Annotated in this window: 9 protein-coding genes; 3 read left to right on the top strand and 6 right to left on the bottom strand. The window is 36.5% G+C overall.

The window, feature by feature from the left end; translation table 11 throughout:
* Positions 1 to 34: 34 nt before the first annotated feature.
* From Q0791_RS07020 to Q0791_RS07005, 4 genes are all read right to left on the bottom strand, one after another.
* On the bottom strand, positions 35 to 1,522 hold the full coding sequence (locus Q0791_RS07020; RefSeq protein WP_299004172.1) for a lytic polysaccharide monooxygenase: 1,488 nt from the start codon (positions 1,520 to 1,522) through the stop codon (positions 35 to 37).
* A gap of 447 nt (positions 1,523 to 1,969) precedes the next feature.
* Positions 1,970 to 3,475 (bottom strand): lytic polysaccharide monooxygenase, encoded by a 1,506-nt coding sequence (locus Q0791_RS07015; protein ID WP_299004170.1) that lies wholly within the window; start codon positions 3,473 to 3,475, stop codon positions 1,970 to 1,972.
* Between the two features lie 105 nt (positions 3,476 to 3,580).
* The gene (locus Q0791_RS07010) at positions 3,581 to 5,497 is read right to left on the bottom strand and encodes an immunoglobulin-like domain-containing protein (protein WP_299004168.1); all 1,917 of its coding nucleotides are present in this window, start codon (positions 5,495 to 5,497) and stop codon (positions 3,581 to 3,583) included.
* Positions 5,498 to 6,339: 842 nt separating this feature from the next.
* Positions 6,340 to 7,881 (bottom strand): hypothetical protein, encoded by a 1,542-nt coding sequence (locus tag Q0791_RS07005; protein WP_299004166.1) that lies wholly within the window; start codon positions 7,879 to 7,881, stop codon positions 6,340 to 6,342.
* Positions 7,882 to 8,957: 1,076 nt separating this feature from the next.
* Here Q0791_RS07005 and Q0791_RS07000 point away from each other — a divergent pair.
* On the top strand, positions 8,958 to 10,055 hold the full coding sequence (locus Q0791_RS07000) for a tyrosine-type recombinase/integrase (RefSeq protein WP_299004164.1): 1,098 nt from the start codon (positions 8,958 to 8,960) through the stop codon (positions 10,053 to 10,055).
* A 141-nt stretch (positions 10,056 to 10,196) separates the two neighbouring features.
* Here the strand turns inward: Q0791_RS07000 and Q0791_RS06995 are convergent, their stop codons facing one another.
* A complete protein-coding gene (locus tag Q0791_RS06995; protein WP_299004162.1) occupies positions 10,197 to 11,927 on the bottom strand; it encodes a hemolysin D in 1,731 nt (576 codons plus the stop codon).
* 542 nt (positions 11,928 to 12,469) lie between these two features.
* Positions 12,470 to 13,663 (bottom strand): diguanylate cyclase, encoded by a 1,194-nt coding sequence (locus Q0791_RS06990; RefSeq protein WP_299004160.1) that lies wholly within the window; start codon positions 13,661 to 13,663, stop codon positions 12,470 to 12,472.
* A gap of 303 nt (positions 13,664 to 13,966) precedes the next feature.
* Between Q0791_RS06990 and Q0791_RS06985 the strand changes: the two genes are divergently transcribed.
* Together Q0791_RS06985 and Q0791_RS06980 are read left to right on the top strand one after the other, a co-directional pair.
* The gene (locus tag Q0791_RS06985; protein WP_299004158.1) at positions 13,967 to 15,025 is read left to right on the top strand and encodes a trypsin-like serine protease; all 1,059 of its coding nucleotides are present in this window, start codon (positions 13,967 to 13,969) and stop codon (positions 15,023 to 15,025) included.
* Between the two features lie 475 nt (positions 15,026 to 15,500).
* Complete coding sequence (locus Q0791_RS06980; RefSeq protein ID WP_299004156.1) at positions 15,501 to 16,472, top strand: DNA replication terminus site-binding protein; 972 nt, start codon at positions 15,501 to 15,503, stop codon at positions 16,470 to 16,472.
* The last annotated feature ends 79 nt before the right edge of the window (positions 16,473 to 16,551 follow it).

Below are 16,551 nucleotides of genomic sequence, written 5' to 3'. Positions count from 1 at the left end.
GCCACTTTTCAACCTTTATGAGATAACCCTCTAATTAATTACTGCAATTCTCATCTGTGGTACGCCAAACCCCCCACTCGCCTGTGGTACCTGGTATATCCCCTTTTGTCCACCAATGAGCCGTATAATTGCAGCCCTGATAAGTCACAACATCACCTTTGTAGTAAATCATGTCTGTTACATAAGTTGTATTTCCAGTGGTGTTGTCATTTGATGCGCCATCATCACTGTCTGCGGCACCACTATCTGTCGCTCCAGAACCATTGGTGTCATCGCAGCTCGTATCATCGGTGCGCCAAACCCCCCACTCGCCAGTGGTACCGGGCTCTTCACCTTGGGTCCACCATTGTGCATTCCATGTGCAATTTGAATAACTAACAGTATCACCTACATTATAAATAGTGCTTGAATTCCAAGTGTCTGTACTACTATTTGTATCATTATCATTGTCGTCATCAGTCGCTTTGATTAACGATAGTTGATAGCTGTAGTGACTATTTGGTGCAAATACTTTATTAGCATAGATATTTGTCGTATCAAACATGTAATGGCCCATGCTTTCACTCCATATACCTATGTACCACTCACCTTCAGTGGTGTCATTAAATTGAGCGGCTAATACAGCGGGCCAAGTCGTTAAGTTGTTATTAGTCACACCTAAAGTGACATCGGTTTGCTCTTGGCCTGTTGCGGTAAATGCACGAAAGCGTAAGGTATCTCCCACTTCTATATTACTAAAGTCTGTACTAATGAAATAACCAATATCCGTTAAATTTGCACTAATATCATTTCCATTATCATCACTATCAGCATCTTGATCAGCCTCATTGCCGCCATTATTTGCAGAGCTGCCAGAATCATTACCTCCACTGATCGTGATATCACTGCAATTATAAAAACCTTCACCCGCAGGATCGTCACGCTGCCAACGTGTATATAAAATAGCATCACCGGTCCGACCCGCAGGAACCGTCACTGTCATCACATAGCCGTCGCTTGTATAAGCGATATCACCTTCAGTTGTAATGAGTGTAAGATCACTCCAAGTTAATGGAGCCGAGAAGTCATAACTTTCATTTGTTAGATAAATTTCCCAATAAGAGGGATTATGTGGGGTTGTCGCATAAAAAACCAACTCAAACTGGTTATTTTCATCTAGATTAATGGTCGTTTTTTGCCATGCATCAGAAACCACATCTAGCCCTGCTTTGGCACTATCACCTGCAGCACATAGATTGCCATCTTTTACCACAGCTTTAACGGCATCGATATTGGTATAATCGAGAACATTAGCAGACACTTCATTACGTTGCACAAAAGGGTAATATCCTGATACATCGTATGCTGCTTGGCAAGCATCGTTAGGGATCGAAGAATTCCAAAGTCCGCCATCTTCGTAACAGATATTTTGTCTCGCATTTGGAAACTCTACCCAACCATGACTGTGTGCGAATTGACTATAAATGAGAGAAGACAATATTGCAGGTGTGAATAGTGCGAGCGTTTTTTTTGTTTTTTTCATCTATCATTATCCTAAAAATTATTATTTTTTATTCCAGAAACTAGAGCTACAATAAAACCTCTTTATATTACTTAAAGATGATTAAAATATAACTTATCGACTTTCATTTAATAAGATAGTTACCTTTAGCATTATGTCGATAACGTTATTATCATGATCTTCCCTGAACCTCGGCTGATTATGTTTATATAAAGTTACTAATATTTAAAGCCGCCCAATAGGTGTGTATTATTAATGTTGAAATAACATTCAAAGGTATAACGATTAAGCTGAATGGATTGGTTAATGAATAAAAATAGACGCTGATAATAAATGATGAGTTAAATATAGACTATTAAGTGGGTGATGAAATAGTGAGTGAGGAAAATAAATGAGTTGATAACCAGATGAGTTATCAACTCACATTCAATTAAATACGATTAAGAAGTGTATATTTTAGGCTGTATTTTAGTTAGCGCAATTTTCATCGGTTGTACGCCAAACGCCCCATTCCCCTGTGGTGCCTGGCTCTTCGCCTTGTGTCCACCACTGAGCTGTATAAGTACAACCTTGGTAAGTCACAGTATCGTCTTTATTGTAAACGGTATCAGCTACATAACTCGTTGTAGATGCACTTGAGCCACTGTCTGAGCTACTACTTGAGCTATCATCTGTACTGTCATCACTGTCGCTACTCGATGCGCTATCACTTGTTGAATCGCAGCTAGTATCATCCGTACGCCAAACGCCCCACTCTCCTGTGGTACCAGGCTCATCGCCTTGAGTCCACCATTGTGCATTCCATGTACAATTGGAATAAGTCACCGTATCTCCCTCATTATAAACCGTGGTTGAATTCCAAGTATCAGTGCTGTCACTGGTATCACTGCTAGAATCATCAGTCCCTTTAACTAACGATAATTGATAACTGTAATCTGCCGATGGGGCATAAACTTTATTAGCATAAATATTGTTGCTGTTAAAAGTATATTGACCTTGATTCTCACGCCACACACCGATATACCATTTTCCTTCTTGTCCTTCGTTAAAGGTGGTTGCCAAAGATTCGGCCCAGTTATCGAGGTTATCATCTGTGATAGCATAACTCATATCGATAGCTTCACTACCACTACTGCTAAATATACGTAGGCGTAAACTGTCACCGGTTTCGATGTTAGCATTAGCAAAATCAGTACTGACAAAGTAACCAATATCCGTTAAATTCGCATCAACTTCATTGCCATTGTCATCACTATCAGCAGCTTGATCACTACTACCACTATCAGCAGAGCTGCCAGAATCGCTTGAGTCACTGCCACCACTAATGGTGATATCACTACAGTTATAGAAACCTTCACCTGCAGGATCATCACGTTGCCAACGAGTGTATAATACGGCATCGCCGCTGCGGCCAGAAGGAATCGTCACGGTGATCACATATTCATTGTTACTATTAACTGAAATGTCATCTTCAGTATCTATGAGTGTGAGATCATCCCAAGTCAGTGGCGATGAAAAATCATAGCTTTCATTGGTTAGATAAAATTCCCAATAAGAGGGGTTGTGCGCCGCAGTGGCAGTAAACACGAGCTCAAACTGATTATTTCCATCTAAATCTATGGTGGTTTTTTGCCAATCATCAGAGGTCACATCTAAACCAGCTTTAGCACTGTCACCTGCCGCACATAAGTTACCATCGGTAACAACGGCTTTAACGGCATCCATATTGGTATAGTCAACGACATTGGCAGCGACTTCGTTACGCTGTACAAATGGATAGTATCCCGACACATCATAGGCTGCTTGGCAGGCTGCATTGGGGATCGAATCACTCCAAAACCCACCATCATTATAACAAGTATTTTGACGTGCACTGGGAAATTCTACCCAGCCGTGGCTTTGCGCAAATTGACTAAAGATCAATGAAGAAAGTAATGCTGGAGCAAAAAGCGCAAGTGATTTTTTTTTGTTCATAATTTATATCCTAGAAAAAGCATTGACTAAACACTGTATTAGGCAGCAATAGGCCTTTATGATTTACAGTGTTTATCTTTATTTTAAAATTGATGGTTTATTGTATTATTGCGCGACGCGCCAAACGCCCCACTCTCCTGTCGTGCCTGGCTCATCACCTTGAGTCCACCATTGTGCTTCCCAATTTTGGCCTGAATAAGAAACCGTTTCGCCTTGGGTATACACAGTTGAAGCAGACCATGAGTCACCGGTTACGTCGCTTGAACCTGAGTCGCTATCAGATGTGCTATCGTCACTTGTCGTATCATCGCTTACCGTACTGCAAGCAGTATCATCTGTGCGCCAAACGCCCCATTCTCCAGTAGTGCCTGGCTCTTCGCCTTGTGTCCACCATTGTGCCGTCCAAGTTTGTCCTGCATAAGATACAGTGTCATTGGCGTTATAAACGCTAGTACTGGACCAAGTGTCAACACTACATTCTGTAATGTCTTCGCTGGTGACTGTGATCACCCGTGACAATGAGGTGCTCGCTTGCCATTGATCTTCAATGGTATAGGTTAATGTATAACTGCCTTCAACTGCAGTATTCACTTCCCCTTGAATAGAAATATTATCTGTTAAATCACCCTCTTGTGAATCTGTTGCACTGACGCCTTCTAGAGGGTCAAACTCACTATTGAGACTGATTGTTGCATCATCAATGCCATTTAATACTGGCGCATCGTTATATACTGTGATGGTTCGCTCAGCGTTCAATTTATTTCCGTTGCTATCAGTAACGGTGTAATAAAGGGTATAAGTGCCTTCTTCCGAGGTATCGACGCTGCCAGAAGTGGTAATGCTGCTAGTGATATCCTTACCTTCTGCATCTGTTGCACTGACACCGTCTAGCGCATTAAAGCTTTCACCTCGTTGCACTCGCATGTCATAAATACCAGAGAACTCAATGCTGCCAGTGGCTTCATCGCTACTACCGTCATCACTACTTGCCTGATCGTCTAAAATAAATGAAGCATAATCACTAACAAATTGACTGTTATAATTCTGGCCACTGACATTGGTCCCCATATCCCAGTTGACAGACCAGCCCATAATTCCTTTTAGTGGATGCCCTTCATCACTCAATTGAGTAAAAGCGGTATACAAGTCTTGAGGATCTGAAACATAACCATTATTAGCTGCATCGATATTAGTGGGTAAACCAAAGACTAACTTATCATTGTCTATCTGCGTATACCCATTAGTGCCATTAATGAGTGAATCGGCAATATAGTAAATGAAATCACTTTTAACAGAATCATCATTTTGAGCCAGCCAACCTTTTCCATCGATCCAAATACCATCCCCACCTTGATTATAAAATTGAGGATTAATAAAGTCGTAATAACCTTCTAACTGTTCAATGTATGTGACGTAAGCACCACCATCTCTTAAATAGGGATATTCAGGTGCCATAGTGATCATGAAATTCAGACCCTGCTCTTGATAGTGCTCCTTAACTTGAATTAGGGCTTGAGGAATAACAGTATTGTTATCTCCAGCACTAATTGCCGATTGCTCTAAATCAATATCAATACCATCAAAGCCATAAGTATCAACAAGTCTGATGATTTCATTTGCGAGTGCAGTTTCATCACCACTGGATAATTCAATATGCGCATCAGCACCGCCTAATGACAATACAACACTACGCCCTTGTTGATTTAATTCACTTATTTGTTCAATAAAGTCATTTTCTGTGATTCCCAATTCCGATTGAACATCGGTACTTAATGTAAATGTAGGAATAGAGGAGTCACTACTGGCTGTCATAAAAGAAACAGCAACAACATTATATTTAGTATTAACATCAGTCAGCTTAATACAAGCAGCCACGCCGCTTTGATAACCTTGGCTATTACACCAATTATGCCAATAACCCATAAGAACATTGCCTGACTGCTCAGGCATAATATCTGTACTGGCATGAGAATTAAACGATGCAGCAACAAGGCATGCAAGGAGGGTTTGCTTCAGTTTCATATTATTAATCTTCCTATTCAATCATCATTTTTATTGTATGCATCACTAGGCCTAATGAAATAAATATTCATTAAACTTTTTATTGTCTAAAATTAAAACGACAGAAAATGGTGTACTGATATTTCTAAATAATAAATTACATCAACTACCAACCTTTAATCATTTTATATCGACATGGCTATTATCATTAATTATGCTGAACCACCGCTGAGCATAATTAATGATGTGAATAAAAATAATTATCATTGCAATAAAAAGCGATTATAAACAGTATGTTAAGTGGGAGTGTAAAATTAATGAATTAATATACCCTTCCAGGTCTTAATTAATTAAATCTCAGAAAGACATATATATAACAACCTATTTATAGAGTAAATAAATAGAATTAATCGTTATAGAAAACATTATTATTTTTGTGTAAATGGATATTTATGATGATTAATCATTAGACAACCAATGTTGGAATATAAATAAAAGATATAAGATAATTTTATATTAATACCAGAATAGAACCTTTAATTCTGGTAAAATTTATGGTCAACACAATAGATTATTAGATTATTTATCAATTTTTGGTCGAATTGTAACCTCCTTTAATGCAATGAATCGAAGGATCTGGCATATGTTGGTTCAGCGATTATGTACCTTATAAGTGCTGTACCCTACGTAGTTTGTTTCTCAGATTTGGCTCAAGCTTCTTAGATATAAGCTTAATAGCTCACTTCATTAGCTTGAGCACCAGGTTGTTTGTTGTTCACATACTATTATGAAGGATACAAGTTGAAATTTTAATTAAACCATTTCAACTTGTACTATACCATGTTATTTACTGCCAACTTCAATCAAAGTTTCTTCAAACTGTCGGTATTGAATGATTGATTTCCTGTATATAATGTATGTTCCCACCAATGATTAGATGCTTTCCATCCAAAAATATTAGTACTTTTAATATAAGTCCTTTCATGGACAACATAAGTCCTCAGGTTAAAATTAAAGTTACCTGAAACGGTATTAGGCGATCCGACCCAAATGGCTTCCGCTGAATATTGTACTCCGTTAGCCGATATTGATGGTATAGATTTCATTTTTGCTTTTTCAAAAGTCTTTTTACTTATCCAATCACTAATAGACTTATATTTATTTAAGTGATAGTCCCATTTAGCATCATAACCCGTATCTGAGCGAGTCGTCGCAGCCCAATCACTTAAGTTAGTACTTTCTGATTGACTGGATGAATAAGATATTTTACCTCCCATTGACGGTTTTTCAGAGACGCTAGCACTAATATCATAACTCATACCCGATGTTGTCGATACGCTGGTTGAACCATTTTGATTTTCAGGAGTACGCCTATAAAGCATCATACCTGCAGCAGTCGGTTGTTCGACGGTAATTTCTGGTCTAACCTGTTTTATATAATATCCTCTACTTGTACTAGAGTTACTTGTTAATGTAGGATTGGCACTGCCCCATGGGCTAATAAAAATACTTGTTCCATTATCAGTACGATATGCTGCATAAGAATATTGATGAATGACATTTATTTTTGCACCATCTCGATCAAAATAAAAAACGCCATTTGTTGTTATTAAATATGAAACACATAAATTTTCAGCTTTAGCATCTTCAGGGCAAGGGTAACCGACTTGCCCGCCTGATGAGATTGAACTGGTTTGGATTAATGAGGCTGTTGCTGGTGTCAATAAAGCATTAATTGATTTAGAAACTTGTTGAAATACCTCTTCTTTTTGGTGATCCAGCATATCATCAAATCTTCTGGGAAACGCATGCGGATTGTTCTTGTATGAGCTATTAATTTGAGAAAAATTCACGACATCATCTTGTTCGTTTTGGCTTGCATCTTGTAGCCCCTCCTCTACAACAGGCTCTTGAGTTCCAAAAGTCACTATTTTATCGGGAGCATTTGATCTTGCTTTGATAACAGTGATTTCTGCGTCAAAAAACATTGGAAAACTGGTTAACTGATTTTTTTTCATATTTTCTAATACGATGACTTTATTCTGTTTAATGCCTTCTTTAATATAAGCATTCAATTCATCTTTTTCTTCAATATTATTGGTTAAGTCTACATAAATAATATCGGCATCAGCGACTTTGTTTTTTATTTCATTATTAAGCTTAGTACCGCTTGCTTCTCCCTCTGGGTAAATAATGTCGTTTTGCGGCACTTGTTCTAAAAAATCAATTTTGGAAACGCGATTATTTTGCTCTAATGCAGTTCCAACAAATGTTTCACTCGCGCCAATTTGTAGAATATTTTTATTCTTAAGGACAGACTGGGGATTTGTAGCTATTGCAGATTGGTTCATCATAAAAAAACCAACTGAAAACAACAGTATTCTTTTAGAATTATTAATAATCATTTTTCACTCCATTTTATATTTATAATTAACAGCGTTAACCTTTTATTTTTGGGTACGTTTGAATGTATAAAATTATTCTTTAACATTTTATCGTTTTTATTTTCAATTAATACCACCTGTTATTAGTTGTGATCTTATATGCTGTTATTATTCTTGTTGGTTAAAAGATCTACAATATTACAAATATTAACTTTATTTAATTTTTTAAAGCTATAATTGTAATTTGCTGAATTATATCTATGTTTTAATATTTTTGATTTTATTGAAATTTTATTTCATAAACATTTACACTTTAAATATGGAAAATAATCACAACAATATGATCATTTAAAGGTCTATAAGCACAATAAATATACAAAAATGAACGCACATCTTCATTGTTTATATACTTAGCTTATTTAATGTTATTATTAGTAATGAAGAGTAAAGTTGATTGATTTGTATGATTATCATTTGTCATTTTTTCAACTAGTCTCACTTCTGCTAAGCAGAACACAATTAAATTTTGGTTGCTTTCCTCTTTGTTAAAGTTAACGTTTTTACATTTAAAAAAATGCTTAACCATTCTATTATGCTTTTGAAATAGGCTGATATATTTCGCTAAATAAACAAATTCACCCACTTAATATCTTCAGTTATTATCTTTTCTTTCTGTTGTTTTTTTATGACACTCAATATAAAAATGTTTAACCATAAATTAAAGTATTTGTATTTTCATCAGTTAACCCTCCCTGCATAACAGATGACAACGTCAACATATTACTAAGCCTGTTGTCAAATCCCTTTCTTTTCACCTTGTTTTTCTTGAAATAAAAGCTACTTTATTCAAGCAATTTATTGCATTTTTATGCTGATAAAACCCAACACTCTCTATTCTCTCTCTTCGTCTCGTTAGTTCAAAACTTACTCAGCAAATGTTGTTTGATAATCTCTACCAGTGATAATGACAATTATCACTGGTAGAGATTGAGGATTATGTTATAATAGTGACTAATAAAGAGGCTAAAATTAGAATGATATTCATATAATTAGTCTAATTTTAGCCTTGTTAAATACGATTTCAGTACTCAATATCAATGAAAAAATCCTTAATAAAAAACTCGCTTGAGCATACTTATTCATTAAAAGATGAAAATACAACTGATACAGATTTAATCCAGAATAGAGATAAGTTCTTTAAGGAAGCGCATCTTCCTTTATCCATACTGGATGACTATCAAAATGCGGCTCAAGAAACGCGCTATGAAATATCAAGTAATACGCGTAGAATTTATCAATCGAGTTTTTCAATTTTTGAACAATATTGTCAACAACATCAATTGAATGCTTTACCTGCAGATCCTAGAACAGTCATTTCTTTTATTGGTCAACAAAAAGAAATGATCCAAGCTTCAACGGGTAAACAGCTTTCAAAACAAACACTCAACACCCGTTTAGCTGCAATTCGTTTTTTTCATATTCAAGCAGGTTTTCATTCTCCTAGTGAGCACCCACTAGTGTTGCGCGTCATGAAAGGCCTAAGTCGTAATCAATACCGACAGATAAATGAATATGATCAACAACCTATTATGTATGATGAATTAGAGCTTTTAATTCAAGTGATTGATCAACAACCTCAGTTATTAACTCGAACTCGAGATAAAGCGATTTTACAATTAGGCCTACAAGGGGGCTTTCGTCGTTCAGAGCTGGCCAATATTGAAGTCAGTCATATTGCATTTTTACGAGATAAACTTAGAGTGCGTCTGCCCTATTCAAAAAGTAATCAGCAAGGCCAAAAAGAATGGAAAGTCTTACCTAAATCTGAACCATTTTCTGCTTATGACGCGGTTAAGGATTGGATAAGATTAGCAGGGATAACAAATGGGCATTTGTTTCGCTCCCTTTCAAGAGACGGAAGAAGCTTAAGAGAGTATCACGTTCGAGATAAGCAGGATGAAAATAAAGATAAATTGCGCCAATCAGGCTTTCTTAGAGGGGATGATATTTATCAAGTGATTAAGAAATATTGTCAAAAAGCAGGACTCAATGCCGATTTCTTTGGTGCACATAGTCTACGCAGTGGTTGCGTAACACAACTTTACGAGAATGATAAAGATCATTTATACATCATGTCTCGAACTGGGCATAATGATCCTCGCTCACTTAAACATTATTTAAAACCGAAAGATTAAGACAATAGTCACGTCACACATTTTTTAACAGATAGAATGCTTAAAACAAAGGGAGCAATACACGACTTTACTCCCTTTTTCTTTTTTCTTATCAAAATTTCTCTCAAAAAATCAATAGAAAGTAAAAAATGATAAGTGGTATTAGTTTGCTATGATTGTTTCAATATACCAATTTGATTCAGTGTCATTTTTCCCTGCGCCACCACTGACATACACAGTACCATTGTTCTCATAAAACCACATATAATCATTCCAACGTTGATTGAGTAATGTACTGCTGCCAGAATCTGTTTGTATTTCATAACTGGCATTAAGCGGAGTATCGGCTAACTTCACTTTACCTGAAAAGGTGGCATAGCTTAAAAATAAATCGGGATTATCTTTTGCTCTAAAATAAGCCACATCTTCTTCATCAGTATTGACTTGAACAAGATCTAATGGCTCACCTTGCTCCACATAAATGATTGCATTATCTGCTAATGCTTGGGAATTAAGAGTCATAGCTTCATTATTGACCGCACTCACAATATTCACGAGTTTACCGGAATCCGCTTCTTTTTCTTCAGGCAACCAATTACTATCAGGTGTTAACCAAGTGGTGGCAGTTTTCCATTTCCAATTATATGGAATATCCATATGGGGATCATTGACGTCCTCATAGCCTGGCTCGACTTCCATGTTATACATACAGGTTAATCTGTCTTCCTCTAGTTGCTCGACTTTTTCTTGTTGATTGCCAGATCCAACACCAATATCTATCATACATTGTTCTTGAGTATAATCAGGATTGAGTGCATCTAACATGGCCACATAAGTCTCATCTTGATTCGTTTCCTCATCATACCAAGAAAGCGCCGATAAGGTATCAATAGCTAACCAGTTATTCACCAATGTTTGTGCTTCGATTAATGCAACTGCTTCCCTTTCTTCGATCGGCGTGCCCATGGTTCTAAAAAAGGCGGCCCATAAGTCTTTACTGGCTTCAGTGGCCACTAAAGCAATATCTTTCATATTACTGGCTTTATAGCCATTCCAACCAGAATCAAGACGCGACCCTTCCTTCCAAATGACATCATCACTGCTGTAATCAAGTACTTCCATTGAATCATGTGTATGCTGCTCTGAGCCTTCAGCACACAAGTAACTTTTTACTTGATAAACCGTTTCATAATTATCATTGCTCAGTCTTACTGTATGCTCGGGACTGAAAGAATCTTGGAACAAATGCACGGCTCTTCCAAATAAGAAATATTGATAATTCACATTTTCTTGAGCGGAATAGGCACCGCCATCCCAGACTTTTATTTGTTGATCTTTTGCCATTGCGGCATCAACAAAATGTTCAATAAAACGCGTTTGTGAACGAAGTGCGGCATCGATCCCACCTTGATTGCCTAAGTCATCATAACGACGCATATAATGATCTTTTTGAAGTTCAGCAGGTTCTTGAGAGACAACATCAAAGCAATTAATATCCCCTAAACTTGATGTTGTCACATTAAATCCACCTAAATCGACCCAACGCTGGCCTAAAATGGTTGAATGGATAAATTGGTATGTGGATTCATAACGAGGATCATTCAATGGTGTGGCCAGTAATTGGTTCACTTCATCAAGCGCATTACTATCAAGTTGTGTATTATAAGCTAAACCAGCAGACCAGCTACTTCTTGGATCTTCAGGATCTGCACTCATAATGGGATCGTTACCTATGACTTCAAATGCCGACATACGTGTTAACCATTCATGTCCCATTGGAACGGCGCTACCAATAAAACCGACACTGGCACCGCTTTGAGTAAAAGCATGAGCGGGTAAAAATGCCTGTATACTCAATAGTAACGGGCAGGTGATTTTTAACGCAAATTTCATTTTTTCTTTCCCCTCTGTATATATTTTAAAATTTAGGCATACATGATCCTTCCCGTATAAATGAATAAAGCTTATGGGAATAAAACAAAGATCAAGTATTAAAATGACGTTTTTATATTGATAAAACGCGTTTGGCTAATCTTGTGTTGCACTCTTGTATTGCACTCTTGTATTGCACTAAAGGTGAAACAAAGTGTTACATTTTGATTTTATTTACAGCAATTTTACTCATAAAGAGGAATAAATCAAACTTAAATTTAACTAATTATTAACTTAATCGATATTTTCAGTCGTTTGCAGCAGATTAGTGACACTTTCAATGAAAAAACAAAAGAAAATGAAGGGTGAAAATATGGGTCTTTGGTGCTTAATTTTAGTGCGACTAATGGGGGAATAATTCCTAGTATTATCATGCTCGTTCCTTTAACCACTATTCTTAAATGAATGCCGTTGGAACGAGCGGTTTGTTTGCTATTAACCTCTTCTATTAATCTCTTCTATATAACCAAAAGGATTTGACTTAGTGAAGTGTACAAAGAATGTTAATGACAAACTTGGTTTCTGCCTTTTCTTTTTGCTTTATATAGCGCCTCATCTGCTTTTTTTAATGTTTGTACAAAGGATTGACCTGGCAAGCGCTCAGCTGTACCAATAGAAATCGTCACTTTAACGGTTTTGTATTTCTTTGTCGAATGACTTTGGCGCTTAGCTTTCGTTTGGTTTTTTCGTTTCTCACCTCTTAAAACAATATTGTAATCTTCAATTGCCTGCCTTACTGCATCTAAATGTGGCAATACAAAATGCGTATTTTTTCGTGGAAAAATAATACTAAATTCTTCTCCGCCATAACGAAAAACTCTTCCACCACCTGAAATGTTCGATAGTTTAGATGCCACTAATTTTAATACTTGATCCCCAACATCATGGCCATATGTGTCATTAAATTTTTTAAAATGATCAATATCTAGCATGGCGACACTGTACTTCCTACCAAGAGATAAAGATAAATTAAACAGTGCTCTTCTTGAAGGCAGACCTGTTAATTCATCCCGATAAGCCAAAAAATAGGAGTCAACTAGAATAGTCATTAAATAAACAATAGCAAGAATGGATAATAAATAAGATAAAGGCAACCATTGGGGTTGATAGTAGTGCATAATCCAAATAGCCAGAGAAATAAAAATAGCCGAATTGACTAAATTTGTATGGCGAATAGCATTAAAACTGACTAAAAAAGAACAAATGATCATTGGGATCAAAAGCTGATATTGAGGTTTGAGCCCCGTTGTCAATAATGCGCTGATCTGTTTTTCATAATGATTAAGCGCCCAAAACCACAAAAAACCGAGACTAAGACACAAGGTAATGGAAATAATCCTTACTAGCCCATGGCTTGATAATACTCCCCTGTCTTTAACCAGAGCAAATAAACTAATCACCAATGTACCAGCGATAACAACAGGTTTATCATTAAACATATCTAATGATAATGCCAAAAAAAGATTTTGATGAAGCCCATAGTAAGCCATAAATAACAAAGATAAAAAAGCAATGCGACTACGATTAAATTGCAGCGCAATCAGTGTTGTGATCATCAATAACCAATAAGGAAGCGCTGAAATGATCTCAGCCCATACTTTTAGACTTGCCTGATAAACTTGACTTAATGTTAACGCTATAAGGGTCAATAGCACTGGAATGAGTAAGTGCCTAAATCTGTGATATAAAAATGTCAAACTTAACCTCTATTAAATACAAGAGAAGAAATAAAATACGTTTAGGGTAACTTGAATAAACCCGTACTTTCGTAAAAAGCGACCATTCCTTTGTTATCATAAAATCAATCTATATCGATTTTGATGCTGATTTTGAGCCTAAATGATTATAGGTATCCAATTTCTGAATACTTGCTGGTGGGGTTTTCTCAAGAAGATTCAATGATTGCTTTAAATTAGCTTTATAAAATGATTTGTCTATATTTATAACTAAATGATTAATCGTGGTGATAGGGTTAAGTTTATAAGGGGTAAGGTTAGATTATGATAATAGAAAAAATATCCATTAAAATAAGCAATCCTTACATTCTTTTTATCTCAACCTGCTACATTTTTACCCATCTTTTTCCCCATCAAAGCCTATCTGCCAAACCTAAGGAGACACACATTTTTTCTCAAGCCTCTCATGTTTTAAAAGAACCCGCCATCTTTATTGATAATATGAAAATGGAAAATAGTCCCTATGCTCATTCCATCTCTATGGTTGACAAACAAGTCACTTATACAGACCAAGAACTGTCTAATGCATTAACCGCCATTGCAGTATCAAAAAATGGCAAGCAGTTTTCTTCTAAGATGAGTATTGAGCAACTAAAGCAATTTAGCCCAGCAATTGCAGTAGAACCCTATTTTGATGGATACAATGAAGCCGCTTTGGATCCACTCAAACATTATGCTGAAACATTAAATATTGAGGATGCCATAAAACCTATGGTTGTCTTGGGACAAGACAATCGAAAACAAGTCACCAATACGACAGTGAGTTCGCCTTATTGGCATATAGGAAAATTAGATATCGGCTGTACAGGTACACTTATTGCGCAAAATGTCGTATTAACTGCTGGCCACTGTATCTCCGATGGAAACGGTTTTTGGTATAATAACTTAGACTTTTCCGTTGCACAGAATGGCACTTATTTACCCTGGAAGAAATGTACTTGGGAAACCGCCGTAACGACTGAAGCTTGGCATTATTATAGCGATTCAAATTTCGATTATGGGATTATTATTTTAGATTGTATTGCCAATGGCGGTTGGTTAGGTTTCGGTCCTTTTGTTTCAGGCGTTCACAGTATCAGTGGGTATGCCAGTGAAAAACCTTACGCGACCATGTGGACAGATGAAGGTCCAGTAACCTCCACTTCCCATCGACTATGCTATCAAATTGATACTTCCAATGGCGTCAGTGGAAGCGCCATTGTTGACAGCCAACTTTATATTCGTGGAGTACATACGACAGGCTCAAGCTCTCGCAATTGTGGCACTAAAATTACCCATGAAGTTTACAGTACACTGCATTATTGGATGGCGCTTTACCAATAAAAAAGCAACCCGCAGCTAACCAACTATTAATATTTCTGGTTCGGTAATATTTTTTACTGCTCCCTTGAGTTACCCTATAACAAGCGTCTTTTATAAGTACAGTATTCTCGAACTGACCGAGAGCGCCTATCAGGAAAAAACTTTTTATTTTTCCAATGTTCAATCACCTTCAGACACATTACCCTAATACTTCTCAACGAATAAACCTGCTCACTATGACGCAGCTTATTCGCTAAAAGGCCCCCTGAATAACTAGCAATTTAGTTATCATTATGGTGTTTAATCTAATCATAAGAAATAGTAGTTTCTGGTTTTTTTGCTAATTCAGATAACATCGCGATAAATCAAGTCGATGGATGCTGGTGGCCTAGATCATAGGCAATAACGTAAAAATCTAATTTTTTACGTTATTAATTGAAATAAAGACGTTTTAAGACTAATCTGTTTATTATATTTTTAATGTAGGTAGTGAGTTTTGCAAATACAGCCAAATTTTGAAACTGAACTTAAACAGCATATGCAAGAAATGCAAACGTTATCTGAACAATTAAAAACGCATTTAATTAAACTTCCAGTAAAAGAAAGCCAATTATTTCAGCTTCCTTTATTTGAAAAAGAAGATGAAAACGACCAGCCGGAATGCATTTCTGTGACCGGTATTGCTGGAAAGGAAGCCTTTGAGCAATCACTCAATTCATTAACCGCATACTATGCGAAAGACAATACTCTAGAAAAAGAATACAGTACTCGACTTGTAAGGCGTTATCCAGGCTTTATTCAATTTGATTTAGATGCTTGTCCTTCCTATGTTTGTAAGCTTGTTCAAGCATTAAATGATACAAAAAAGCGATTTATGCATTGCTTAAAAAACAACACTAAAGATCATCAGCAACAGTGGGATGTCATTCATCACCTTTTTAAACGCATTATGACCCATCAACTTAAACGTCAAATCCTCATCGCAGACACACCCACAGCCCCTGCTCGCTTACGTTTTTACTGGGCAAAAAAAATGAGCTCTCCAAAAATCACAAAAAAACAAGCGCTGAATCAATTAGAGAAGTTACTTCATCAAGCTTCATTAGCAAAAGAACCAGAAAATAAAATACGGGATATACAATCACAAATTAATAGTCTGCACACTTGTAACGACAAATTGGTGATCCGTCGACCAGTTAGAGTCAAACCTATGATTAAACTGTCATATAAAAATGAATATGGCTCAGATCCAAGTACTCACCTTAGACCAAAAGAATGCAGTGCAACCACCCCTGTATTGGTTTTTTCAAAAGAAGTACTTAAAATCACTCCGCTCACTCATTATGTGAGGCCAGAAGTTGATAAAATTCATGAATATAAAGCAGACTTAATGAGTCCACAGTTACACCTTTATCGTAGCCCAAATGCAAAAACAATCTCATTCATGCATGATAAAAAAACTGACTAATATGAAGAGGTATAGTGAATTTGGCCACCTACTTAGAGACTGTATAATCAGTTTCATATCAATATAGGTGACACAATGA

Source organism: uncultured Shewanella sp. (genome assembly GCF_947495455.1).
Lineage (GTDB): Bacteria > Pseudomonadota > Gammaproteobacteria > Enterobacterales > Shewanellaceae > Shewanella.
This window is presented reverse-complemented; position numbering and strand designations above follow the sequence as displayed.

Excerpts from the sequence above, each read along its gene's own strand:
- Q0791_RS07020 (WP_299004172.1), bottom strand. The coding sequence starts at position 1,522 with ATGAAAAAAACAAAAAAAACGCTCGCACTATTCACACCTGCAATATTG.
- Q0791_RS07015 (WP_299004170.1), bottom strand. The coding sequence starts at position 3,475 with ATGAACAAAAAAAAATCACTTGCGCTTTTTGCTCCAGCATTACTTTCT.
- Q0791_RS07010 (WP_299004168.1), bottom strand. The coding sequence starts at position 5,497 with ATGAAACTGAAGCAAACCCTCCTTGCATGCCTTGTTGCTGCATCGTTT.
- Q0791_RS07005 (WP_299004166.1), bottom strand. The coding sequence starts at position 7,881 with ATGATTATTAATAATTCTAAAAGAATACTGTTGTTTTCAGTTGGTTTT.
- Q0791_RS07000 (WP_299004164.1), top strand. The coding sequence starts at position 8,958 with ATGAAAAAATCCTTAATAAAAAACTCGCTTGAGCATACTTATTCATTA.
- Q0791_RS06995 (WP_299004162.1), bottom strand. The coding sequence starts at position 11,927 with ATGAAATTTGCGTTAAAAATCACCTGCCCGTTACTATTGAGTATACAG.
- Q0791_RS06985 (WP_299004158.1), top strand. The coding sequence starts at position 13,967 with ATGATAATAGAAAAAATATCCATTAAAATAAGCAATCCTTACATTCTT.